This is a genomic window from Shinella pollutisoli, from assembly GCF_024609765.1.
Classification (GTDB): Bacteria; Pseudomonadota; Alphaproteobacteria; order Rhizobiales; family Rhizobiaceae; genus Shinella; species Shinella pollutisoli.
Genome location: NZ_JANFDG010000027.1, coordinates 1 through 19767, shown reverse-complemented (window position 1 = coordinate 19767; position 19767 = coordinate 1). Strand labels below are relative to the sequence as shown.

Below are 19767 nucleotides of genomic sequence, written 5' to 3'. Positions count from 1 at the left end.
ATGGACATGCAATCCTCCCTTCTCGACCGCCTCTTCGACGCGGGCCTGCTGATCGATACCGGCGTCGAGGGCCTCTACGGCCGCTCCGGTCTGTTCGAGGACGTGATCGCCCGCTTCGAGCGGCTGATCGACGCCTATGGCGGCGACGACGGCGCGGAGGCCATGCGCTTTCCGCCCGGCATGAACCGCGCCCATTTCGAGACGAGCGGCTACATGAAGAGCTTCCCGCAGCTCGCCGGCACCGTGCACAGCTTCTGCGGCGGCGAGCTCGACCACATGGGCCTCCTGCAATGCATGGAGGTCGGCGGCGACTGGACGAAGGAGCAGAAGGCGACCGACATCGTGCTGACGCCGGCGGCCTGCTATCCGCTCTACCCGACGATCGCGAAACGCGGCCGCCTGCCGGCCGGGGGCGGGCTCTACGACCTGCAGTCCTACTGCTTCCGCCACGAGCCCTCGAACGACCCGGCCCGCCAGCAGCTCTTCCGCATGCGCGAATATGTCTGCATGGGCACGCAGGAGCACGTGACGACGTTCCGTCAGACCTGGATGGACCGCGGGCTGGAGATGATGGCCAAGGTCGGCCTCGACGTGACGATCGACGTCGCCAACGACCCGTTCTTCGGCCGTGCCGGCCGCATGCTCGCCAACAACCAGCGCGACCAGAACCTGAAGTTCGAGCTCCTGATCCCCGTCACCTCGGCGGCGAAGCCGACGGCCTGCATGAGCTTCAACTACCACCAGGACGCCTTCGGCGCGAAATGGGGCCTCTATCTGGATGACGGCGCGGTGGCGCATACCGCCTGCGTCGGCTTCGGGCTGGAGCGCATCGCGCTCGCGCTCTTTTCCCGCCACGGTCTCGACGTCGCGGAATGGCCCGAGAGCGTCCGCGCGGCACTCGGCTACCGGGACTGAGCATGGCTGCCGTCTTCGCCGGGCTTTCGCCCGAGGCCTACCGGCCGCATGCGCTGCACGACGCGGAACGCATGTGGCCGGAGACGAACTGCTACGTCGATCTCTGGATCGAGGTGCTGAACGCCTTCGGCACGGTTCCCGAAGCCATGCTCGGCTTCACGCTGACGCAGGATTTCGAGGGCGACCAGTTCACCTTCTTCAAGGTGCCGCTGGAAGATCTCGAATCCCTCTACGGCATCCGCTGCACCGAGCTTGCGATCTACGACCGGGTGGAGACCCACGTTCTCGCCCAGCTCGCGCGCGGACGGCTCTGCCTCGTCGAGCTGGACAGCTATTTCCTGCCCGACACGCGCGGCGTCGCCTATCGCCAGGAGCACGGCAAGACGACGGTCGCGGTCAACCGGCTGGACCTCGAGGGCCGCGGGCTCGACTATTTCCACAATGCCGGCTTCTTCCGGCTGGACGGCGAGGATTTCGACGGCCTGTTCCACCGGCTGGACGGGCCCGACGACCTGCCCTTCCTGCCCTACGCGGAATTCGCCAAGTTCCCGGCCGCCCCGCCGGACGAGGCGCATCTGCGCCGCGAGGCCGAACGGCTGCTCGCCGTCCATTTCGCGCGGCGGCCCGCCGCAAACCCGGTCGCGGCCTTCGCGGCGGTCTTCCCCGCGCAGGTCGAGGCGGTGGCGGAACGGCCTTTCGGCTTCTTCCACAAATATGCCTTCAACACGCTGCGCCAGCTCGGCGCCAATTTCGAGCTCGCCGCCGCCCATCTCGACTGGATCGCGCCGGACGGCGGCCTGGCGCCGGCGGCGGATGCGGCGCGGCGGATCTCGGAGACGGCGAAGTCCGTGCAGTTCCAGCTCGCCCGGGCGGTGACGCGGAAGAAGTTCGCGCCGCTCGCGACCGCCCTCGACCCGGCCGCCGAGGCCTGGGAAAGCCTGACGGCGGCGCTTGCCGCGCGTTTCGGCTGAGGGAGACGGCATGGCGGCGACGGGACGGGACCTTTCTTCCGGCTGGCGCATGGTGCTGACGCCGGCCGGCGCGGCTGCGGAACCCGCCGCGCTCGACGCCTTCCCCGACCGCATCGATGCACCGGTACCCGGCACCGTCGCCGGCGCGCTGGAGCGGGCGGGCCGCTTCGAGCGGACCGCACCCGCCCCGCTCGACCATCTCGACGCCTGGTACGGCCTCGACCTTTCCGGCGAGCCGCCCGGTCCGGCCGTGCTGCGCTTCGAGGGGCTGGCGACGGTCTGCGAGGTCTGGTGGAACGGCGCGCGCGTGCTTTCCTCCGACAGCATGTTCGTCGGCCATGACCTGCCCGTGGACCTGACCGGCCGCGATCGCCTCGACCTCTGCTTCCGCGCGCTGCGGCCGCATCTCGAAAGGCGCGGGCCGCGCGCCCGCTGGCGGCCGCAGATGATCGTGCCGCAGGGCATGCGGCTGGTGCGCTCCACCCTGCTCGGCCGCATGCCGGGCTGGTGCCCGGAGGTCCATGCCGCCGGTCCCTGGCGGCCCGTCCGCCTCGTGCGCGCCGATCCCGCCGTCCCCCGCGACGTGCGCATCGCCGCCAGCCTCGACGCCGACGGCACGGGCCGGCTCGCCGTCCGCCTCGCGCTCGACGGCGCGGCCGCACCGGTGCTGGAATGCGCGGGCGCCGGCGTGACGATGGTCGCGGACGGCGAGGGCCGCTTCGCCGCCGAGCTTTCGCTTCCCGGCGTCGAGCCCTGGTGGCCGCGCACCCACGGCCGGCCCGCGCTGCACGACGTCGCCCTCGTGTCCGGCGGCGTGCGCCATCCGCTCGGCCGCACCGGCTTCCGCCGCGTCGAGATCGACCGCGGTGCCGACGGAAACGGTTTTGCCCTGCGCGTCAACGGCGAGCGGATCTTCTGCCGCGGCGCCGTCTGGACCACGGCCGACATCGTCGACCTGCCGGGCGCGCGCGAGCGCTGCGAACCGCTGCTCCGGCTCGCCGCCGGGGCGAACATGAACATGCTGCGCATCGGCGGCACCATGGCCTACGAGACGGCGGACTTCTTCGCGCTCTGCGACGAGCTCGGCCTGATGGTCTGGCAGGATGCGATGCTCGCCAATTTCGACTATCCCGCGGGCGACCCGGCTTTCGTGGACAACGTCCGCCGCGAGGTCGCGCAGTTCCTCGATGCGACCGCCGCCTCGCCGTCGCTCGCGGTGTTTTGCGGCGGCAGCGAGATCGACCAGCAGGCGGCGATGCTCGGCCTGCCGGAGGGTGCCCGCGGCGGCCCGCTCACCCGCGAGGTCCTGCCGGCGCTCGTGGCCGCGCACCGTCCCGACGTGGCCTATGTGGAGAATTCGCCGAGCGGCGGGGCGATGCCGTTCTCGCCCAATGCCGGCGTCACGCACTATTACGGCGTCGGCGCCTATTGCCGGCCGCTGGAGGACGCGCGCCGCGCCGGGGTGCGCTTCGCCGCCGAAAGCCTCGCCTTCGCCAACGTGCCGGAGCGCGAGACGCTGGAGGCGCACCTGCCCGTGCCCGCCGTGCACGACCCGCGCTGGAAGGCCCGCGTGCCGCGCGACCGCGGCGCCTCCTGGGACTTCGAGGACGTGCGCGACCACTACCTGAACGACCTCTACGGCGAGGACCCCGCCCGCCTGCGCCGCGAGGACCCGGCCCGCTACCTCGATCTTTCGCGCGCCGTCGTCGCCGAGGTGATGGAGGCAACCTTCGCCGAATGGCGCCGGCCGGCCTCCGGCTGCGGCGGCGCGCTGGTCTGGACCTTCCAGGACCTCCTGCCCGGCGCCGGCTGGGGCGTCGTGGACGCGACCGGCCTGCCGAAATCCGCCTGGCACGCGCTGCGCCGCGCCTTCCGTCCCGTGCAGCTTCTCCTGTCCGACGAGGGCACCAACGGCCTCGACCTCCACGTCGTCAACGACGGACCGGAAACGCTCGATCTTGCCGTCGAGCTTGCCTGCCTGCGCCACGGCCGCCAGCCGGTGGTGAGCGGCCGGCAGGCGCTGTCGCTCGGCCCCCGCTCCGCCGCGACCGTCGCCGCGACCGCGCTCTTCGGCGCCTTCTTCGACACGACCTATGCCTTCCGCTTCGGCCCGCCCGCCCACGACGTCACCGTCGCGCGGCTGACGGATGCGGAGGGGACCGTTCTCGCCGAGGCCTTCCATTTCCCGCGCGGCCGTGCCGCCGCGCTCTTCCCCGCCGCGGTGACGGCGACGCTGGAGCAGGACGCGGCGGGATGGGCGCTCGCCCTTTCGGCGGATCGCTTCGCCCAGTCCGTGGCGATCGAGGCGCCGGGCTTCGGCCTCTCCGACAACTGGTTCCACCTCGCGCCGGGCTCCGTCAGGACCGTGCGGCTCACACCGCTTGCCGCGACCGATCCGGCCGCGCGCCCCTCGGGCGAGGTGCGCGGCCCCGGCATGGAGGCCGTGGTTTCCTTCTGAGGGGGCCGGCGCTCAGGCGGCCGAGCGCCAGCCCGTCCAGCGGCCGATGAGGAGCTGGCGCGAGCGGTCGGCGAGCCCGGGCCGGCCCGTCAGCGTATAGACGACGATGCCGGCGAGCGGGCGCAGGAGATGCGGCGCGAAGGTCCGGAAGCCGTAGCCGTGCCGGCGCATCACGTAGCCGAGGCCCGCGCCGTAGGCCCGCATCTTGCGCGCGCCCTCCGCTGAGGGCGGCGCGGCGCGCTCGTCGGGATGGTGCCCCGTCAGCGAGGGCTCGTAGACGCCGGTCGCGCCGGCCTTGATGAGGTTGAGCACGAGGTCGGGGCCTTCGTAGGCGCCCCAGGGCGTCCCGGCGCCGACGCCGAGCCGCTCGTCGAAGCCGCCGGAGCGGGCGAAGGTCTCGCGGCGCACGAAGAACACCCATTCGATCAGCGTCGACCAGACGTTCTCGCGCCGGACCGTCTCGGGCTCGGTCGAAAAGCGCACCATGATCGTCTCGCCCTCGGCGTTGACGGCGCGGCCGCAATAGAAATCGGCCGGGCGGCTCTCGACGAGCGCGGCGAAGCGGTCGAGGAAGTCCGGCGCGTACCAGCAGTCGTCGTCCGGAAACAGGATCCAGTTCCCCCGCGCCTCGGCGGCGCCGAGGTTGCGCGCGCGGCTGAGGCCCCGGATCTTCGGGCGCAGGTGGCGGATGGTGAGCGCGTGCTGCCAGCGCGCGACGATCGGCACGAGACGGTCGTCCGGGTTCTGGTCGACGACGATGACCTCGAAATCGCGGCGCGTCAGGGCGGCGAGCGACGCCAGCAGCCCGTCGAATTCGGTCGACCGGCCGAGCGTCGCGACGACCATCGAGACGAAGATGGCCGGAGTGTTCGGTGACATGCGGTTGCCTTTTGCGAACAAGCGGTGGGCACGGGCCGTGTCACGCGCCCGCGTCGGCCATCATGTGTCCGCAAAACCTTAAAGCCGGATGAATCCCGGCTCCGTCCGGCGGCGACGGCGGGAAATCATCGATGATTTCTTGCCGTCGCGGGCAGGGTGCCGCCGAAGAGGCGGGGCGGGGCGGCCGGGAACCGGCTGGCCTCGAAGGGAAGGTCGTCCTCTTCCGTGGCTGGCAAGGCGTCCTCGCGGTCCGTCCTGCCCTTCGGCTGGAAGCCGACCGGATAGAGGTTGAAATAACCAAGCGTCACGCCGCCGAGATAGAGCATGCGGTTCTCCCGTTCTGTCCGGACGACATCATGGCGGGAATGTGGCGGCTGTCAATAGTCTATATAAATGGTAGGCTATTTGTCGCGCCGTCGGGCTTGATGCGGCCGCCCGGACGCGGCAAGGAAGCGGGCGAACGCCATGCCGCCGGACGACGCGCCCCATGTACACGCTGGACCGCACCGAGACTTTCGAGCAGGAGATCCGCAAGAGCCGGTTCCGCGCCACCGCCTGCCCGGTCGCCGACGAGGCGGAGGCGAAGGCCGTGCTCGCGGCCGTCGCCGACCGCGCCGCCAATCACAATTGCTGGGCCTGGCGCATCGGCGGCACCTATCGTTTCAGCGACGACGGCGAGCCGGGCGGCACCGCGGGCAAGCCGATCCTGCAGGCGATCGACGGCCAGGCGCTCGACCGGACGCTGGTCGTCGTCACCCGCTGGTTCGGCGGCATCCTGCTCGGCAGCGGCGGGCTGGTGCGCGCCTATGGCGGCACGGCGGCGGCCTGCCTGCGCCAGGCGGCGAAGTCGCCCTTCGTCGCGCGCGAGGCGCTGTCCGTCTCCGTCGGCTTTTCCGACCTCGCCCTGGTCAAGGCGCGGCTTGCGGCCGGCGGCGTGCTGATCGACGGCGAGGCCTTCCACGGCACGGGCGCGACGCTGGCGCTGCGCGTGGCGGCAGGGGCCGCGGAGGAGACCGCGCGCATGCTCGCCGACCTCACCGGCGGGCGGGCGGAAATCGGGGGTCGGGAGAAATAAAATCCCCTTCCAATTCCCGGCCGCGGCGGAGAACGGTTTGGCGCGTGCCGGGCGCCTTGCCGAATGCCTTCGCCCGCACGGGCGAAACCGCGCAAACTTCGGCTCCGGCGGGCCTTCGCGCGCGGGCGGGCGAGGTATAGGCAAGGCGGATTTTTGGGTCTATCTAGCGGAAAAGGCCGTCCGCGGCCCTCTGGCCGGCGGACAGACAGATCGAGAGGACCAAACCATGAGCCTGCGCATTAACGACACCGCCCCGGATTTCACCGCCGAGACCACGGTCGGCCCGATCAGCTTCCATGACTGGATCGGCGACGGCTGGGCGGTCCTCTTCTCGCATCCGAAGAACTTCACGCCCGTCTGCACGACCGAGCTCGGCGCCATGGCCGGCATCGAGGGCGAGTTCCGCAAGCGCGGCGTCAAGATCATCGGCATTTCCGTCGATCCGGTCGAAAGCCACGACAAGTGGAAGAACGACATCCGCGTCGCCACCGGCTTCGACGTCGACTATCCGCTGATCGGCGACAAGGACCTGAAGGTCGCCAAGCTCTACGGCATGCTGCCGGCCGGCGCCGGCGACACGTCGGAAGGCCGCACGCCCGCCGACAACGCCACGGTGCGCTCCGTCTTCGTCATCGGCCCCGACAAGAAGATCAAGCTGATCCTCACCTATCCGATGACGACGGGCCGCAACTTCGCCGAGATCCTGCGCGCGATCGATTCCATCCAGCTCACCAGCAAGCACCAGGTGGCCACGCCCGCCAACTGGCAGCAGGGCGAGGACGTGATCATCACCGCCGCCGTCTCCAACGAGGACGCGATCGCCCGCTTCGGCTCCTTCGACACGGTGCTGCCCTACCTGCGCAAGACCAGGCAGCCGGCCGCCTGACAGCGCGCCTGCATTGCGGCCGTTCCCGGGCCCGGCCGGGGACGGCCCGCCTTACTCGTCGCCCATCTTCAGCGCGGCGATGAAGGCCTCCTGCGGGATCTCCACCTTGCCGAACTGGCGCATGCGCTTCTTGCCTTCCTTCTGCTTCTCCAGGAGCTTGCGCTTGCGGGTGGCGTCGCCGCCGTAGCATTTCGCCGTCACGTCCTTGCGCAGCGCGCGCACCGTCTCGCGGGCGATGATGCGCCCGCCGATCGCCGCCTGGATCGGGATCTGGAACATGTGCTGCGGGATCAGGTCCTTCAGCTTCTCGCACATGACGCGGCCGCGCTTCTCCGCCGCCGAGCGGTGGACCAGCATGGAAAGCGCATCGACCGGCTCGGCATTGACGAGGATCGACATCTTGACGAGATCGCTCTCGCGGTAGCCGGAGAGGTTGTAGTCGAAGGAGGCGTAGCCCTTGGAGATCGACTTCAGCCGGTCGTAGAAGTCGAAGACCACCTCGTTCAGCGGCAGCTCGTAGGTCAGCATCGCGCGGTTGCCGACATAGGTGAGCTCGGTCTGGATGCCGCGCCGGTCCTGGCAGAGTTTCAGGATGCCGCCGAGATAGTCGTCCGGCGTCATGATCGTCGCCTTGATCCACGGCTCGCGGAACTCGGCGATCTTGACGACGTCCGGCATGTCGGCCGGGTTGTGCAGCTCCTTCTCGGTGCCGTCCGTCATGGTGAGCTGGTAGACGACCGAAGGCGCCGTGGCGATCAGGTCGAGGTCGAACTCGCGCGACAGGCGCTCCTGGATGATCTCCAGGTGGAGCAGGCCGAGGAAGCCGCAGCGGAAGCCGAAGCCGAGGGCGGCGGACGATTCCATCTCGAACGAGAACGAGGCGTCGTTGAGGCGCAGCTTGCCCATCGCCGAGCGCAGCTCCTCGAAGTCGGCCGCATCGACCGGGAAGAGGCCGCAGAACACCACCGGCTGTGCCGGCTTGAAGCCCGGCAGGGCCTTCGCCGTCGGGCGCCTGTCCTCGGTGATCGTGTCGCCGACGCGGGTGTCGGCCACTTCCTTGATCGAGGCGGTGATGAAGCCGATCTCGCCGGGGCCGAGACTGTCCATCGCCACCATCTTCGGCGTCAGCACGCCGACGCGCTCGACGGAATATTTGGCGTCCGTGCCCATCATGCGGATGACCTGGCCCTTGGTGAGCCGGCCCTCGATGACGCGCACCAGCACCATGACGCCGAGATAGGTGTCGTACCACGAATCGACCAGCAGCGCCTTCAGCGGCGCGGTCTCGCCGCCCTCGCTCTTCGGCGCGGGCAGGCGCTTGACGATCGCCTCCAGCACGTCGGGAATGCCGAGGCCGGTCTTGGCGGAGATCAGCACGGCGTCGGAGGCGTCGATGCCGATTACCTCCTCGATCTGTTCCTTGATGCGCTCGGGCTCGGCGGCCGGCAGGTCGATCTTGTTGAGGACGGTGACGAGCTCGTGGTTGTTGTCGATCGCCTGGTAGACGTTGGCGAGCGTCTGCGCCTCCACGCCCTGGGACGCGTCGACCACCAGCAGCGAGCCCTCGCAGGCCGAGAGCGAGCGGGAGACCTCGTAGGCGAAGTCGACGTGGCCGGGCGTGTCGATGAGGTTCAGCACGTAGGTCTCGCCGTCGTTCGCCTTGTAGTGCAGGCGCACGGTCTGGGCCTTGATGGTGATGCCGCGCTCGCGCTCGATCTCCATGTTGTCGAGCACCTGCTCGCTCATCTCGCGCTCGGCCAGCCCCCCGCAGGACTGGATCAGCCGGTCGGCGAGCGTCGACTTGCCGTGGTCGATATGCGCGACGATCGAGAAGTTGCGGATGTGGTCGAGGGGCGTCGAATTGGTGCTCATGCGCGCCATATAGCAGCGGGCCTTGCGCCCGCAAAGCGGTAAATCAACGGTTCCTTCACCATCGAAGCCGCTATTCCCGAGGCGGTTCGCCCTCGACCAGCGCGCCGGCATTGGGAACCTGCGCGCTCCTGATCTCGAACGTCTCGCGCGCCTCCGGCGGCACGGTCTCGCGGTGGCGCAGGCGGTGGGCGACGAAGCCGGCATAGGCGATCGCCACGGCGACGACGGCGTAGATGAAGGTCTGCGGGCCGAAGGCGGGCGTCAGCGCCGTCACGGCGAGCGGCACGAGCGTGGCGGCGGCCGACCAGGCGACGAGCAGCGTCGAGGCGAGCGGCACGAAGTCCTCGGGGTCCGTGCGGTCGTTGGCATGCGCGTTGGCGATCGAATAGACGCTCTCGACGGCGCCCGCCCAGAGCGCGAAGACGAGCATCAGCAGCAGGAAGGCCTGGAAGGTGACGAAGAGGGCGGCGACGGCGGCGCCCGCGATCATCAGGCAGGTGACGATCAGCACGATGCGCCGGTCGATGCGGTCGGAGAGCGTGCCGAGCGGATATTGCACGAAAAGCAGGCCGAACTGCATCACGAACATCAAAAGCGCCACGTCGGCCTGGCCGACGCCCGCCGTCGCGGCGTAGATCGGCGTGAAGCCCTGCACCACCATCGACAGGCCGCCGGCCGCCAGCACGCCGATCAGCGCCACCGGCGAGTTGCGCCAGGCCATCCTGAAATCGACGCTGACGCGGGCGGGTGCGGGCGGATTCGGCAGGCGCGTGAGGCCGATCGGCAGGAGTGCCAGCGTCGTCATCAGGATGGTGACGAGCGGCGCGAGGTTGCCGTCGGCCGGCATGCGGCCGAAGATCCAGGCGCCGAGCCCGAGGCCGAGCACATAGGCCATGTAGAAGAACGACATCGCCCTGCCGCGCCAGCGGTTGTCGCTGGCATGGTTCAGCCAGCTCTGGGCGATGATGAAATTGGCGTTGCCGGCCACCCCGTAGAGCCCGCGCGCGAAAACCCAGAGCAGCGGGTTGAAGCCGAGCGCGACGAGCACGGCGGCGATCAACACCAGCGCCATCGAGCAGGAGAAGGCGCGCGCGTGGCCGACGCGGCGGATGACCGGGCCGGCGATGACGCAGCCGATCAGCCCGCCGAAGGCGATCGCCGTGACGGCGGCGCCCGCAGCCCAGCCGGGCGCCCCGGCGGTCGTCAGCACGAAGGGCACGTAGGCGAGCATCAGCCCGTTGCCGACGGCGACGAAGGTCATCGAGACGACCAGGGCCGTGATCGAAAAGAGGGACGACGCCCGTCCTGCCGCCTGTCCTGCCATCCGTCGCTCCTCCCCGATTCGCCGCCACCATAGCGGGCAAAGGTCCGCCGCGGTGTCGTCGGAGCGGCACGGCGAAAATTATTTTTCGGCAGGGCCGGCGCGGCGTTGACTCCACTATATAGGAAAAGTATTCCATGATAATGGAACAAGACGATGCCCCCCTCGAAAGCGCGATCGGCGAGCGCGTCCGCCAGCTCCGCACCGCCCGCGGCGAGACGCTCGACGGCCTCGCCGCCGCCTCCGGCGTCAGCCGGGCGATGATCTCGCGCATCGAGCGCGGCGAGGCGAGCCCGACCGCGCAGCTCCTGTCGCGGCTCTGCGCCGCGCTCGACCTGACGCTCTCGGCCTTCTTCGCCTTTGCCGCGGAGGAGGGCTCGCCGCCGTCGCCGCTCTCGCGCCGCGCCCGGCAGACGGTCTGGCGCGACCCGGAGACGGGCTACCAGCGCCGTGCGGTCTCGGCCCCGGACACCGGCTCGCGCGTCGATCTGGTCGAGGTGGAGTTTCCGGCCGGCGCCCGCATCGCCTATCCGCCGGAGACGGCGAAGGCGGGCATGACGCAGCATGTCTGGCTGTTCTCCGGCCGGCTGCGCCTGACGGTCCGCGACACCGTCCACGAACTGGAGCCCGGCGACTGCCTCTACATGAGCATCACCGAGGGCCACGTCTTCGAGAATCCCGGCCCGGAGCCCGCGCATTATGCCGTGGTGCTCGACCGCGGCCGCAGCTGAGGCAAGACCATGCACGACATCCGCCTGCTCGACGAAACCGAAACCCGCGCCCGCCTCGGCGAGCTCGCCGCGGTGCTGGCCGACTGCGTGGCGGACGGCGCCTCGGTCGGCTTCCTGGCGCCCTACGGCGTCGAGGATGCGCTGCCCTTCTTCGCGGACGTGGCGGCGGCGGTCGGCGAGGGCGCGACGCTGCTCTTCGCCGCCGAGCGCGACGGGCGCATCGTCGGCACGGTGCAGGTCGGCATCCGCCAGATGCCGAACCAGCCGCACCGGGCGGACGTGAAGAAGCTGCTGGTGATGCGGAACGCCCGCGGCGGCGGCATCGCCCGGGCGCTGATGGCGGCGGCGGAGGAGGAGGCCGCGCGGCGCGGCAAGACGGTGCTGGTCCTCGACACGGCGACCGGCAGCCCGGCCGAGAGCGTCTACGAGCGCCTCGGCTGGCAGCGCGCCGGCGTGATCCCCGACTATGCGCTCTATCCGGACGGACACCTCTGCGCGACCACCTTCTTCTACAAGAAGCTCGGCTAGGCTTGCCTTCCCCGTGACGCCGGGGCTAACGTCGCGCGCAAAAGCGCGAGGGAGGCCGTCATGCGCGTCATCTTTTCCGAGGACCACAAGCTCAGGAACGCCCGCACGGAGCTCTTCGGCGGCGAGCTGGTGGCGCCCTTCGAGGCGCCGTTCCGCGCCGAATGGATCCTCGCCGCCGTCAAGGACGCCGGCTTTACCGACGTGTCGGCGCCTGCGGACTACGGGCTGGAGACGGCGCTGAAGGTGCACGACGCCGGCTTCCTCTCTTTCCTGGAGACGGCCTGGGCGCGCTGGTCGAAGGAAGGCTACCGCGGCGAGGCGATCGCCACCGCCTTCCCCGTGCGCCGCACCTCGCCGCGCATCCCGACCCATATCGAGGGCCAGCTCGGCTATTATTGCAACGCCGCCGAGACGGCGATCTCGCCCGGCACCTGGGAGGCGGCGCTCTCCTCCATGCGCTCGGCGCTGACGGCGGCCGACATCGTCGCCGGCGGCGAGAAGGCCGCCTTCGCGCTCTGCCGCCCGCCCGGCCACCACGCGGCGATCGACGCCTTCGGCGGCTACTGCTTCATCAACAACGCCGCCGTCGCCGCGCAGCGCTTCCTCGACAAGGGGGCGAAGAAGGTCGCGATCCTCGACGTCGACTTCCACCACGGCAACGGCACGCAGGACATCTTCTACGAACGCGGCGACGTCTTCTTCGCCTCGCTGCACGGCGACCCGGCGGAGGCCTTCCCGCATTTCCTCGGCTATGCGGAGGAGACCGGCAAGGGCGCGGGCACGGGCGCCACGCAGAACTATCCGATGCCGCCCGGCACGCCCTGGTCGGTCTGGGGCGCCGCGCTCGACGACGCGCTCGCCCGCATTGCCGGCTTCGGCGCCGAGGTCATCGTCGTCTCGCTCGGCGTCGACACGTTCGAGAAGGACCCGATCTCCTTCTTCAGGCTCACCTCGCCGGATTTCCTCGCCATGGGGCGGAAGATCCGCGAAAGCGGCGTGCCGGTGCTCGTCTGCATGGAGGGCGGCTACGGCGTGCCGGAGATCGGCCTCAACGTCGCCAACGTTCTGAGGGGCATTTCCGGCTGAAGCGTCAATTTTATTGAAGCCGGCCGTCACGATTATCGATTTGTCGAACGTCGGCGCCTCCGATAGACCGGGCGCGGGGAGGACCGCGCATGACGGACCGGCAGATGACGGCGGACGGGGACAGGACGGGGCTTCTCGCGGGCGTCGTGCTGTGCCTGCTTTCCATGTCGAGCGTGCAGTTCGGCTCGGCCTTCTCGGCGACGGCCATCGCCGAATTCGGCCCCGCCGCCACGACCTTCCTCAGGGTCGCCATCGCCGCGGCGATCCTCGCCGCGATCGTGCGCCCCAGGGTGCTGCGCTACGACCGGCGGCAATGGCTGAGCGCGGCGATGCTCGGCACCACCATGGCCGGCATGACGCTCTCCTTCTTCGCGGCGATCGAGCGCATCCCGCTCGGGCTCGCCGTCGCCATCGATTTCCTCGGGCCGCTCGCCGTCGCCACCTTCGGGATCGGCGCGGGCTGGCGGCTCGTCTGGCCGGCGGCGGCGCTCGTCGGCGTGATGCTGCTCTCGCATGACGGCGAGGGCTGGATCGGCGATCCCGTCGGCGTCCTCTTCGCCTGCGGCGCGGCGGTCGGCTGGGGCACCTATATCGTGCTGATGCGCTCATCCGGCCGGCTGTTCAAGGGCCTGGAAGGCCTCTCCATGTCGCTGATCGTCGCCGCCATCGCCGCCGCCCCCTTCGGCCTGTGGCGGGCGCCGGAGGCGATGAGCCCGGAGGGGCTCGGCATGATGCTGGGGCTGGCGATCCTCGTGCCGCTCTTTCCCTATGCGCTGGAGATGATCGCGCTCCGCCGCATGCCGATCGCCGCCTTCGGCATCCTGATGAGCCTGGAGCCGGCCTTCGGCGCCATCGCCGGCTTCCTCGTGCTCGCCCAGCCGATGACGCCGTGGCAGATGCTCGGCACGGCGCTGGTGGTGGCCGCGAGCGCCGGCGTCACGTCCGCCGGCAGTGGCCAATCCTAGGGCCTTTCCTGATTCCGCCGCAATCGATAGGTTGATGCAGAATCAACGGAACACTTCGGGGGCATCTCCATGTACAAGAAATGCGCGATCGTCGCGACGGCGGCGATCTTTCTCTCCGCCTGCACGACCACCGACCCCTATACGGGCGAGCAGAAGATGTCGAACACGGCGGGCGGCGCGCTGATCGGTGCCGGCCTCGGCGCGGCGACCGGCCTGCTCGTCGGCAACAACCCGGTGCAGCGCCGCAACGCCGCGCTGATCGGCGCGGGCGTCGGCGCGCTCGCCGGCGGCGCCATCGGCAACTACATGGACAACCAGGAAGCCGAGTTGCGCGCCCAGCTGCAGGGCTCGGGCGTCTCGGTCACGCGCGTCGGCGACCGCATCGTCCTCAACATGCCGTCGAACATCACCTTCGCCACCGACCAGGACCAGGTGATCCCGGCTTTCTACCGCACGCTCGACGCGGTGGCGATCGTGCTGCGCAAGTTCGACAAGACGCTGATCGACGTCGACGGCCACACCGATTCCGTCGGCAACGCGCAGTACAACCTGGCGCTCTCGGAGCGCCGCGCCGGCTCGGTCGCCAACTATCTCGCCTCGACCGGCGTCGATCCGCGCCGCATGTCGGCGGTCGGCTACGGCATGGACCGCCCGGTCGCCTCGAACGCCACCGAGGCCGGCCGCGCCCAGAACCGCCGCGTCGAGATCGCGATCTCGCCGCTCAAGGGGTGAGGTTCACCCATCCGGGATCACGCGCGTGCGTCCTGCCCCTTCTCCCCGCTGGCGGGGAGAGGTCGCGGCAGCGGGATGAGGAGCGACCGCTCCTGATCGACGGCGCGGCCCCTCACCTGCCTGCCGGCATCCTCTCCCCGCAAGCGGGGCGCGAGGAGCGATGGGCGGGCCGGTTTCCCCACGCTCTCCTCTCGCGGCGGAAGCGGGCATGACGGGCAGGCCGCCTCACGGCCCCTCCCGGTCCGCCGCCCATTCCAGCCGCTTGTAGTCGAAGCCGTATTTCAGCGTCGGCTTGACGATCTCGAAATAGGGCGAGAGGTCGAAGTCGCGCGGCGTGTAGAGCGAGTGGTGGCGGATGTGCAGGATCTCCTCGCGCGAATAGGTCGAGGCCGCCGCCGCGTGGCCGGGCGCGCGCGTCACCTGCGGCAGGATCGGATAGCGGATCGCCTCGAAGGCGGCGGCGATCAGCGTCGAGCAGATCGCCCGCGTCGGGTCACCCGAGCCGAAGGCGATCAGGCGGCGGCGCCAGCGCACCGGCACCGGCGGCGTCGGCAGGAAATAACGCAGCATGTCGAGGACGTTCTTCAGGTCGTAGCGCAGCCCCAGCCGCGAGACCATGTAGGAGATCAGCGTGTCGCGGTCGTCGGGCGTCAGCCCGATCGGCCGGCAGATGCGCGTGTTGTAGGTGCGGTACTTCGACAGCGGCACGGCGACGCACCCTTCCCCGAGATTGACCTCCACGAGCTGCGGCCGCTCCGTCGCCGGCAGCGCCGCCTGCTCGAAGGTCAGCGGCACCGCCTCGCCGACGAAGAGGGCCGCATGCGACCAGGTCGACTGGGTAAGGTACTTGATCGCCGCCGAGACCTGCTGGTTGCCCTCCACCAGCAGCACGTCGCCGGGCCGCAGCGTGCGCGCCAGCGTCTCCGGGTCGGACGGCGTATAGGGCTCGTAGCCCGAGGTCTGCGCCTGCAGGCGGCCGGCGAGCGCGCGTCCCATCCGGTCGAGGAGCGTGTCCCCGGTGTCCGTAAGCAGCTTGAACGTCGATGACAAGAACGATCTCCGGCGGGTTCCCTGTGACGGCCTTGGTGGCCGCGATGGTGGCGGCTTGACTTTAGCCGGGGAGAGGCGCGGGTGTCGAGCTTGACCGGCACGGGCCCGGTCCTATATTTAGAATAGTTCTAAACTGGAATCCCGCCATGCTCTCGCGTCTCCTCCATCCGCACAAGCGCGCGCTCGAATCGCTGAGCGAGCAGGAAATCCTGGCGCTCGCCATCTCCTCGGAAGAGGACGACGGCCGCATCTATCTCGCCTATGCCGACCAGTTGCGCGAGGCCTATCCCCATTCGGCGCGCGTCTTCGAGGAGATGGCCGAGGAGGAGAGCCATCACCGGCAGATGCTGATCGACCGCCATGTCGCCCGTTTCGGCGACCGCATCCCGCTGGTGCGGCGCGAGCACGTCAGCGACTTTCCCGAGCGCAAGCCCGACTGGCTGGTCGCCAACCTGCCGCTGGAGACGATCCGCGCCGAGGCCGAGGCGATGGAGGAGGCCGCCCACCGCTTCTATCTCACAGCCGCCGCCCGCACGCGCGACGCGGCGACGCGCAAGCTCCTCGGCGACCTGGCGCTGGCGGAGAAATCGCACGAATCGCTCGCCCGCCGGCTCGGCGAGACGCACACGCCCGCCGACGTGAGGACGGAAGAGGACCTGACGGCGCGCCGGCAGTTCGTGCTGACCTATGTGCAGCCGGGGCTCGCCGGGCTGATGGACGGCTCCGTCTCGACGCTCGCGCCGATCTTCGCCGCCGCCTTCGCCACGCAGGACACCTGGCAGACCTTCCTCGTCGGCCTCTCGGCCTCGGTCGGGGCGGGCATCTCGATGGGCTTCACGGAGGCCGCCCACGACGACGGCAAGCTCTCCGGCCGCGGCTCGCCGGTGAAGCGGGGGCTCGCCTCCGGCATCATGACGGCGCTCGGCGGCCTCGGCCACGCGCTGCCCTATCTCATCCCGAATTTCTTCACGGCGACGGCGATCGCCGTGGCGGTCGTGTTCCTGGAACTGTGGGCGATCGCCTTCATCCAGAACCGCTACATGGAGACGCCCTTCTTCCGGGCGGTCCTGCAGGTGGTGCTCGGCGGCGGCCTGGTGCTCGCCGCCGGCATCCTGATCGGCAACGCCTGATCAGGCCCGAAGCAGCGACAGCCGGCCGTCCGCGCCTACCTCCGCCTCGACGCCCTCGTAGCCGGGAAGCGTCGGGTGGCCGGTCTGGATCTCGTGGGCGTGGGTCGCGGTCATGACGACGACGCTCGCGCCCGCGCTCTCGCCGGCGAGGATGCCCGCCGGCACGTCCTCGAAGACGAGGCAGTCGGCCGCCGGGAAGCCGAGGCGTTCGGCCCCGAGCAGGTAGCCGTCCGGCGCGGGCTTGCCCTTCTCCACGTCCTCGGCGGTGACGATCACCCGCGGCAGCGGTAGGCCGGCGGCGGCAAGCCGGCGCCTCGCCAGCGCGATGGGCGCGGAGGTGACGATGCCCCAGCGGTCGGCCGGCAGCGCGGCGAGGAAACGCGGCGCGCCCGGAATGGGGACGATGCCGTCCACGTCCTCGATCTCGGCCCGCTCGATCTCGCGCGCCTCGGCCTCCGCGTCGACGCCCGGCAGCGCCAGGCGGCGGATCGTGTCGATGCCGCGCACGCCGTGCATGGTCGGCAGAAAGGTCGCGACATCGAGGCCGTGGCGGCGCGCCCAGGCGCTCCACACCCGCTCGGTCGCGGGGATCGAGTTGATGACGGTGCCGTCCATGTCGAAGAGGAAGGCGGAGAAGCTCTTGTCGAAAAGGCGGGAACGGGAAAGCAAACGAGGGGTCCTTGCGTTCTGTCAGGGGAGGTCGCGCCTTGCCCTACAGCAAAACGGCCGGGAAGGGAAACCGCGGATGCGGCCTGCCCGCACCGTCTCCGAAAGCGGGAAGAGGGCCAGGGTGAGGGGCGAAGCCACGTCCGCGGAGGCCTGTTCCTCGCGAAACAGCGTCGGCCCGGCCGATATGGGACAGTCCGGTCACTGGACGAGAGAGGCTCGTCCTTCAGGAGAGATCAGGAGAGACCCCATGCGCAAGATCGTCGTTTCCGCCGCCGTCGCCCTCGTTGCCGCCGTTTCCTTCGCCGCGCCCTCGCAGGCCGGCTACTACAGCTACGGCTACCAGCAGCACTGCTTCGTCAAGAAGGTGAAGTCCTACGACTATTACGGCAACCTCGTCGTCAAGAAGGTCCGCATCTGCCGGTAAGCACCGCCCCCGACCTCCCGCGAAGGCCCGGATGTTCCCTGCGTCCGGGCCTTTCGCCGCCCGGCAGGCTTGCAATCGCGGGGCTTGCGGCATAGCTCTCTTGCCGAACGATCCGGACACGCAATGCCGCACAAGGTCTCCCTTTCCCGCCTCAAGCTCACCGACTTCCGCAACTACGCGGCCTTGTCGCTGGCGCTCGACGGCCGGCACGTGGTGCTGACCGGCCAGAACGGCGCGGGCAAGACCAACCTCATGGAAGCCGTCTCCTTCCTCTCGCCCGGCCGGGGCCTGCGCCGCGCCGCCTATGGCGACGTGCCGCGCGCGGGCGCCTCGGGCGGCTTCTCCGTCTTCGCCACCGTCGACGGCATGGCCGGCGAGGTCGACATCGGCACCGGCACGGAGGGCGGCGACGAGGGCCAGTCGCGGCGCCTGCGCATCAACGGCACGCCGGCGCGCACGGTCGACGAGCTGCTCGATCACCTGCGCGTGCTCTGGCTGACGCCGGCGATGGACGGGCTCTTCACCGGCCCCTCCGCCGACCGCCGCCGCTTCCTCGATCGGCTGGTGCTGTCGCTCGATCCCGAGCACGGCCGCCGCGCCGCCGATTTCGAGAAGGCGATGCGCGGCCGCAACCGGCTCCTCTCCGAGCCGCGGCCCGATCCCGCCTGGCTCTCCGCGCTGGAAAGCCAGATGGCCGCCCTCGGCATCGCCATGGCGCACGCCCGCCATGAACTGGTGGGGCTGCTTTCCGGCCTCGTGGAAGCGGCGCGCGACGACGGGCCGTTCCCCTCGGCCACGCTCCGGCTGTCCGGCTTCCTCGACGCGGAATGGCAGCGGCCGGCCTACGAGATCGAGGAGACCTATCTCGCCCTCCTGCGCGAGGGCCGCCATCGCGACGCCGCCGCCGGCCGCACGCTCGACGGGCCGCACCGCGCCGATCTCCTCATCCGCCACCGCGAGAAGGACATGGAGGCCGAGCGCTGCTCGACCGGCGAGCAGAAGGCGCTGCTCGTCGGCCTCGTGCTCGCGCATGCCGGCCTCGTCGCCGGCATGACCGGCCATGCGCCCGTGCTGCTGCTCGACGAGATCGCCGCCCATCTGGACGAAAGCCGCCGCGCCGCCCTGTTCGACCGGGTCGACGGGCTCGGCGGCCAGGCCTTCATGACCGGCACGGATCGTGCCATGTTTGCCGCGCTCGGCGAGCGGGCGCAGTTCCTCACCGTCGCCGACGGGAGCATCGCGCCATGACGGACAGGCTCGGGCCGGACGAGATCGAACGCTACCGCCGCCACATCGTGCTCGCCGAGATCGGCGGGGCGGGGCAGCAGCGGCTGAAGCGGGCGGGCGTGCTCGTCATCGGCGCGGGCGGCCTCGGCGCGCCGGTGATCCAGTATCTCGCCGCCGCCGGCGTCGGCCGGCTCGGCCTCGTCGACGACGACACGGTCTCGCTCTCCAACCTGCAGCGCCAGGTGATCCACGACACCGCCGTCGTCGGCGCGGCCAAGGCGGAGAGCGCCGCCGCCGCCGTCGGGCGGCTCAATCCGCATGTGCGCGTCGACGCCTTCGTCACGCGCTTCACGCCGGGGAACGCCGCGGCCCTGCTTGCCGGCTTCGACCTGCTGGTCGACGGCTCGGACAATTTCGACACGCGCTATGCGGCGGCGGACGCGGCGGAGGCGGCGCGCGTGCCGCTCGTCAGCGGCGCCGTCGGCCGCTTCGACGGCTCGCTGACGGTGCTGAAACCCTACGAGGCCGGGCCGGACGGGCGCCGGAACCCCGGCTACCGCGACCTCTTCCCCGCCCCCCCGCCGCCGGGCGTCGTGCCGGCCTGCGCGGAAGCCGGCATCGTCGGCGCGCTGACGGGCGTCATCGGCACGCTGATGGCGATGGAGGCGATCAAGCTCCTGACCGGCGCCGGCGAGCCGCTCGTCGGGCGTCTGCTGCTCTACGACGGGCTCGCCGCGCGGTTCGAGACGGTGCGATACGGGCGGCGGCGCCCCTCACCCTAACCCTTGTAACTTCCCTTTCACCGCGAAAGGGTCTGTATTTCCCTTTGCGGTGGCGGATGGAAACCC

General features: G+C 70.4%; 20 protein-coding genes. 14 read left to right on the top strand and 6 right to left on the bottom strand.

Features of this window, described 5'->3' with window-relative positions:
- From NNZ72_RS19770 to NNZ72_RS19760, 3 genes are read left to right on the top strand one after another with little or no spacing between them, the layout of a single operon-like run.
- A complete protein-coding gene (locus tag NNZ72_RS19770) occupies nt 1–915 on the top strand; it encodes an amino acid--[acyl-carrier-protein] ligase (protein WP_257317268.1) in 915 nt (304 codons plus the stop codon).
- 2 nt (nt 916–917) lie between these two features.
- Nucleotides 918–1886, top strand: a complete 969-nt coding sequence (locus NNZ72_RS19765; RefSeq protein WP_257317267.1) for a DUF1839 family protein — start codon at nt 918–920, stop codon at nt 1884–1886.
- Nucleotides 1887–1896: 10 nt separating this feature from the next.
- A complete protein-coding gene (locus NNZ72_RS19760; protein WP_257317266.1) occupies nt 1897–4344 on the top strand; it encodes a beta-mannosidase in 2448 nt (815 codons plus the stop codon).
- 12 nt (nt 4345–4356) lie between these two features.
- Here NNZ72_RS19760 and NNZ72_RS19755 read toward each other — a convergent pair whose 3' ends face one another.
- Both NNZ72_RS19755 and NNZ72_RS19750 read right to left on the bottom strand, forming a co-directional pair.
- Nucleotides 4357–5223 (bottom strand): glycosyltransferase family 2 protein, encoded by an 867-nt coding sequence (locus NNZ72_RS19755; protein WP_257317265.1) that lies wholly within the window; start codon nt 5221–5223, stop codon nt 4357–4359.
- Nucleotides 5224–5348: 125 nt separating this feature from the next.
- Nucleotides 5349–5549 (bottom strand): hypothetical protein, encoded by a 201-nt coding sequence (locus tag NNZ72_RS19750; RefSeq protein ID WP_257317263.1) that lies wholly within the window; start codon nt 5547–5549, stop codon nt 5349–5351.
- 161 nt (nt 5550–5710) lie between these two features.
- Here NNZ72_RS19750 and NNZ72_RS19745 point away from each other — a divergent pair, with 161 nt between their 5' ends.
- Nucleotides 5711–6298, top strand: coding sequence for an IMPACT family protein (locus NNZ72_RS19745; RefSeq protein WP_257317262.1), 588 nt, complete (start codon nt 5711–5713; stop codon nt 6296–6298).
- Nucleotides 6299–6524: 226 nt separating this feature from the next.
- Entirely contained in the window at nt 6525–7184 is a 660-nt protein-coding gene (locus tag NNZ72_RS19740) for a peroxiredoxin (protein ID WP_257317261.1), read from the top strand.
- Nucleotides 7185–7235: 51 nt separating this feature from the next.
- On the opposite strand, the gene lepA is transcribed toward NNZ72_RS19740, so the two are convergent.
- Both lepA and NNZ72_RS19730 read right to left on the bottom strand, forming a co-directional pair.
- The gene (gene lepA, locus NNZ72_RS19735) at nt 7236–9065 is read right to left on the bottom strand and encodes a translation elongation factor 4 (protein WP_257317260.1); all 1830 of its coding nucleotides are present in this window, start codon (nt 9063–9065) and stop codon (nt 7236–7238) included.
- A gap of 61 nt (nt 9066–9126) precedes the next feature.
- The gene (locus NNZ72_RS19730) at nt 9127–10380 is read right to left on the bottom strand and encodes an MFS transporter (RefSeq protein WP_257317259.1); all 1254 of its coding nucleotides are present in this window, start codon (nt 10378–10380) and stop codon (nt 9127–9129) included.
- 140 nt (nt 10381–10520) lie between these two features.
- On the opposite strand from NNZ72_RS19730, the gene NNZ72_RS19725 reads away from it, so the two are divergent.
- The 5 genes from NNZ72_RS19725 (at nt 10521) to NNZ72_RS19705 (ending at nt 14419) form a co-directional block, all read left to right on the top strand.
- Nucleotides 10521–11108 (top strand): helix-turn-helix domain-containing protein, encoded by a 588-nt coding sequence (locus NNZ72_RS19725; protein WP_257317327.1) that lies wholly within the window; start codon nt 10521–10523, stop codon nt 11106–11108.
- 9 nt (nt 11109–11117) lie between these two features.
- Nucleotides 11118–11636, top strand: coding sequence for a GNAT family N-acetyltransferase (locus NNZ72_RS19720; RefSeq protein WP_257317258.1), 519 nt, complete (start codon nt 11118–11120; stop codon nt 11634–11636).
- A 60-nt stretch (nt 11637–11696) separates the two neighbouring features.
- Nucleotides 11697–12722 carry a histone deacetylase family protein gene (locus NNZ72_RS19715; RefSeq protein ID WP_257317256.1) on the top strand — a complete coding sequence of 342 codons (1026 nt, stop codon included), beginning with the start codon at nt 11697–11699 and terminating at the stop codon, nt 12720–12722.
- A gap of 89 nt (nt 12723–12811) precedes the next feature.
- Nucleotides 12812–13687 carry an EamA family transporter gene (locus NNZ72_RS19710; protein WP_257317255.1) on the top strand — a complete coding sequence of 292 codons (876 nt, stop codon included), beginning with the start codon at nt 12812–12814 and terminating at the stop codon, nt 13685–13687.
- 69 nt (nt 13688–13756) lie between these two features.
- Entirely contained in the window at nt 13757–14419 is a 663-nt protein-coding gene (locus NNZ72_RS19705; protein ID WP_257317254.1) for a YiaD family glycine zipper/OmpA-like lipoprotein, read from the top strand.
- 225 nt (nt 14420–14644) lie between these two features.
- On the opposite strand, the gene NNZ72_RS19700 is transcribed toward NNZ72_RS19705, so the two are convergent.
- Nucleotides 14645–15415 carry a C40 family peptidase gene (locus NNZ72_RS19700; RefSeq protein ID WP_257317326.1) on the bottom strand — a complete coding sequence of 257 codons (771 nt, stop codon included), beginning with the start codon at nt 15413–15415 and terminating at the stop codon, nt 14645–14647.
- A gap of 200 nt (nt 15416–15615) precedes the next feature.
- Here NNZ72_RS19700 and mbfA point away from each other — a divergent pair, with 200 nt between their 5' ends.
- Complete coding sequence (gene mbfA, locus NNZ72_RS19695; protein WP_257317253.1) at nt 15616–16599, top strand: iron exporter MbfA; 984 nt, start codon at nt 15616–15618, stop codon at nt 16597–16599.
- Here the strand turns inward: mbfA and NNZ72_RS19690 are convergent, their stop codons facing one another.
- The gene (locus NNZ72_RS19690; protein WP_257317252.1) at nt 16600–17268 is read right to left on the bottom strand and encodes an HAD-IA family hydrolase; all 669 of its coding nucleotides are present in this window, start codon (nt 17266–17268) and stop codon (nt 16600–16602) included.
- Nucleotides 17269–17515: 247 nt separating this feature from the next.
- Here NNZ72_RS19690 and NNZ72_RS19685 point away from each other — a divergent pair, with 247 nt between their 5' ends.
- The 3 genes from NNZ72_RS19685 to moeB all read left to right on the top strand — a co-directional run bounded on the left by NNZ72_RS19685 (nt 17516) and on the right by moeB (nt 19701).
- On the top strand, nt 17516–17692 hold the full coding sequence (locus tag NNZ72_RS19685; protein ID WP_257317251.1) for a hypothetical protein: 177 nt from the start codon (nt 17516–17518) through the stop codon (nt 17690–17692).
- 123 nt (nt 17693–17815) lie between these two features.
- Nucleotides 17816–18940 carry a DNA replication/repair protein RecF gene (gene recF / locus NNZ72_RS19680; protein ID WP_380705367.1) on the top strand — a complete coding sequence of 375 codons (1125 nt, stop codon included), beginning with the start codon at nt 17816–17818 and terminating at the stop codon, nt 18938–18940.
- The gene (gene moeB / locus NNZ72_RS19675) at nt 18937–19701 is read left to right on the top strand and encodes a molybdopterin-synthase adenylyltransferase MoeB (RefSeq protein ID WP_257317250.1); all 765 of its coding nucleotides are present in this window, start codon (nt 18937–18939) and stop codon (nt 19699–19701) included. Before recF ends, moeB begins: the two co-directional genes overlap by 4 nt.
- The last annotated feature ends 66 nt before the right edge of the window (nt 19702–19767 follow it).

What these genes read in the sequence shown, in the direction of transcription:
- NNZ72_RS19770 (WP_257317268.1), top strand. Translation starts at nt 1, where the DNA reads ATGGACATGCAATCCTCCCTTCTCGACCGCCTCTTCGACGCGGGCCTG.
- NNZ72_RS19765 (WP_257317267.1), top strand. Translation starts at nt 918, where the DNA reads ATGGCTGCCGTCTTCGCCGGGCTTTCGCCCGAGGCCTACCGGCCGCAT.
- NNZ72_RS19760 (WP_257317266.1), top strand. Translation starts at nt 1,897, where the DNA reads ATGGCGGCGACGGGACGGGACCTTTCTTCCGGCTGGCGCATGGTGCTG.
- NNZ72_RS19755 (WP_257317265.1), bottom strand. Translation starts at nt 5,223, where the DNA reads ATGTCACCGAACACTCCGGCCATCTTCGTCTCGATGGTCGTCGCGACG.
- NNZ72_RS19750 (WP_257317263.1), bottom strand. Translation starts at nt 5,549, where the DNA reads ATGCTCTATCTCGGCGGCGTGACGCTTGGTTATTTCAACCTCTATCCG.
- NNZ72_RS19745 (WP_257317262.1), top strand. Translation starts at nt 5,711, where the DNA reads ATGTACACGCTGGACCGCACCGAGACTTTCGAGCAGGAGATCCGCAAG.
- NNZ72_RS19740 (WP_257317261.1), top strand. Translation starts at nt 6,525, where the DNA reads ATGAGCCTGCGCATTAACGACACCGCCCCGGATTTCACCGCCGAGACC.
- lepA (WP_257317260.1), bottom strand. Translation starts at nt 9,065, where the DNA reads ATGGCGCGCATGAGCACCAATTCGACGCCCCTCGACCACATCCGCAAC.
- NNZ72_RS19730 (WP_257317259.1), bottom strand. Translation starts at nt 10,380, where the DNA reads ATGGCAGGACAGGCGGCAGGACGGGCGTCGTCCCTCTTTTCGATCACG.
- NNZ72_RS19725 (WP_257317327.1), top strand. Translation starts at nt 10,521, where the DNA reads ATGGAACAAGACGATGCCCCCCTCGAAAGCGCGATCGGCGAGCGCGTC.
- NNZ72_RS19720 (WP_257317258.1), top strand. Translation starts at nt 11,118, where the DNA reads ATGCACGACATCCGCCTGCTCGACGAAACCGAAACCCGCGCCCGCCTC.
- NNZ72_RS19715 (WP_257317256.1), top strand. Translation starts at nt 11,697, where the DNA reads ATGCGCGTCATCTTTTCCGAGGACCACAAGCTCAGGAACGCCCGCACG.
- NNZ72_RS19710 (WP_257317255.1), top strand. Translation starts at nt 12,812, where the DNA reads ATGACGGACCGGCAGATGACGGCGGACGGGGACAGGACGGGGCTTCTC.
- NNZ72_RS19705 (WP_257317254.1), top strand. Translation starts at nt 13,757, where the DNA reads ATGTACAAGAAATGCGCGATCGTCGCGACGGCGGCGATCTTTCTCTCC.
- NNZ72_RS19700 (WP_257317326.1), bottom strand. Translation starts at nt 15,415, where the DNA reads ATGGGACGCGCGCTCGCCGGCCGCCTGCAGGCGCAGACCTCGGGCTAC.
- mbfA (WP_257317253.1), top strand. Translation starts at nt 15,616, where the DNA reads ATGCTCTCGCGTCTCCTCCATCCGCACAAGCGCGCGCTCGAATCGCTG.
- NNZ72_RS19685 (WP_257317251.1), top strand. Translation starts at nt 17,516, where the DNA reads ATGCGCAAGATCGTCGTTTCCGCCGCCGTCGCCCTCGTTGCCGCCGTT.
- recF (WP_380705367.1), top strand. Translation starts at nt 17,816, where the DNA reads ATGCCGCACAAGGTCTCCCTTTCCCGCCTCAAGCTCACCGACTTCCGC.
- moeB (WP_257317250.1), top strand. Translation starts at nt 18,937, where the DNA reads ATGACGGACAGGCTCGGGCCGGACGAGATCGAACGCTACCGCCGCCAC.